Raw genomic sequence first — 1,987 nt, forward strand, 5'->3', positions numbered from 1 at the left:
GAGCGAGCGCCTCGGCGCCATCGGCGGCGATCAGTAGCAAACACGGAGTGACGGTCGATGCCGTCGTAAAATCACGAAAATTCGTGGTTTAGAAACCGCATGTGTTGGGCACACACCGCCATGACCGCACGTCAGATCCCCCGTTTCCTTGCCTCCGCGGTCGTCGGGGTGTCGGGCGTCAGCGCTTCGGTCTTCGCTTCCGCGATCCCGTTTGCCTCCGCCGATCCGTGTCCGGACGTCCAGGTGGTGTTCGCGCGCGGTACCGATGACCCGCCGGGCCTTGGTCCGACCGGACAGGCGTTCATCGACTCCCTGCGGCCTCGCGTTGGCGCCAAATCGCTCGACGTATATCCGGTCGACTACCCCGCCACCCACGACTGGACGAACGCGGGGGAGGCGGGTGTCAGAGACGCGGGCGCGCATGTCGTGTCGATGGCGCACGACTGCCCCAACACCAAGATGGTGCTTGGCGGCTATTCCCAAGGTGCGGCCGTGATGGGCTTCGTCACCTCAGCCGCCGTACCGGCCGGGATCGATCCGGCGAGCGTGCCCAAACCGATGGACCCCGAGGTGGCAAACCACATCTCCTCTGTCGTGCTCTTCGCCTTGCCGAGCGACAAGGCGATGAACTTCTTCGGCGAGCCGCCGGTCGTCATCGGTCCGCTCTACCAGGCGAAGACCCTTCAGGTATGCGCCTCCGGGGACCCGATCTGCTCCGACGGGATGAATTTCGCCGCCCATGACACGTACTCGAGCAACACCGCGGTGATCGACCAGGGTGCGGCGTTCGCGGCCAGTCGTCTTGGTGGCGATTCCGGCGGGCCGGCGGGTGCGGGTCCGGGAGCGCCGACGACCGCCGTCGGGTTCCCAGACGGTACCGGTCCGGCTCGGTAACCCGCTTTGCCATGTGAAACCAACGCGCACAGGCGGTTTCGCGGCTGGGTCGATCTGCTGGCGGCGTGGCGAGTTCACGTGGGCGCGAGCATAATCGGGTGGTGGACTCAGACGGCGGCGTCGGGGCGCAGTTTCGCCGGCTACATCAAGAGGGGTGCTTTCTCATCCCGAACCCGTGGGACGCGGGCTCCGCGATCGCGCTCGCAAACCTCGGCTTCCCGGCGCTGGCCACCACGAGCGCCGGGCTGTGCTTCTCGCGCGGTCTGCCGGACATGGTGACCGCGCTCTCCGTCGACGCGGCGCTGGACAACATCGCCGAAATAGTCGGTGCGGTCAGCGTGCCCGTCAACGCGGACTTCCAGGCCGGCTATGCCGCCGACACCGACGAACTTGCACGCAATGTGGCGCGCTGCGTGGCCACCGGCGTCGCCGGGCTCTCCATCGAGGACGGCACGGGCATCGCCGACGCGCCCCTGTTCGACCTGGCCGAGGCCACCGACCGCGTCCGCGCCGCGCGTTCGGCGATCGACGACTCGCGGACCGACGTGGTGTTGACCGGCCGCGCCGAATGCTTCCTGTACGGCCACCCCGACCCGCTCGCCGAGGCCATCACGCGGCTACAGGCTTACGCCGAGGCGGGAGCCGAGGTGCTGTTCGCTCCGGGGGTCCGTACCAAAGCGGACATCGCCACTCTTGTCGACGCCGTGCGGCCGTATCCGGTCAACGTTCTGATGTCGTCGAATTCGGGCCTGACGGTGGCTGACCTCGCAGAGCTGGGGGTGCGGCGGATCAGCGTCGGCTCGGCCTTCAGCCGGGTTGCGTGGGGTGCGTTCTTAGGTGCCGCGCGGAAATTGAAGGACGACGGGTCATTCGAGGGGCTGGCGGGGGCCGCGAGCTTCGACGAGCTGAATGCGTTGTTCACCGAGTAGCGCGGTTCGATGTGCTAATTCATGACCGGCTGCTGGATGGCGGACGGCTCATCCAGTGCGCTCTGCAGATCCGAGACGCACGATCGTCGACTCGAGACAGACGCTAAGCGACAAGGAAGTTGGGGAAATCGATCCGCATTTCTCGCGCTGCTCCTATTCTTCGA

Annotated in this window: 2 protein-coding genes; both read left to right on the forward strand. The window is 66.7% G+C overall.

Annotation, left to right across the window (positions count from 1 at the left end; genetic code table 11):
- Positions 1-120 precede the first annotated feature (120 nt).
- The gene (locus A5692_RS13580; protein WP_082962675.1) at positions 121-894 is read left to right on the forward strand and encodes a cutinase family protein; all 774 of its coding nucleotides are present in this window, start codon (positions 121-123) and stop codon (positions 892-894) included.
- A 101-nt stretch (positions 895-995) separates the two neighbouring features.
- The gene (locus A5692_RS13585; protein WP_068056796.1) at positions 996-1,823 is read left to right on the forward strand and encodes an oxaloacetate decarboxylase; all 828 of its coding nucleotides are present in this window, start codon (positions 996-998) and stop codon (positions 1,821-1,823) included.
- Positions 1,824-1,987: the final 164 nt, after the last annotated feature.

Origin of the sequence: Mycobacterium sp. E342 (assembly GCF_001667665.1) — a bacterium.
GTDB lineage: Bacteria > Actinomycetota > Actinomycetes > Mycobacteriales > Mycobacteriaceae > Mycobacterium.

What these genes read in the sequence shown, in the direction of transcription:
- A5692_RS13580 (WP_082962675.1), top strand. Translation starts at nt 121, where the DNA reads ATGACCGCACGTCAGATCCCCCGTTTCCTTGCCTCCGCGGTCGTCGGG.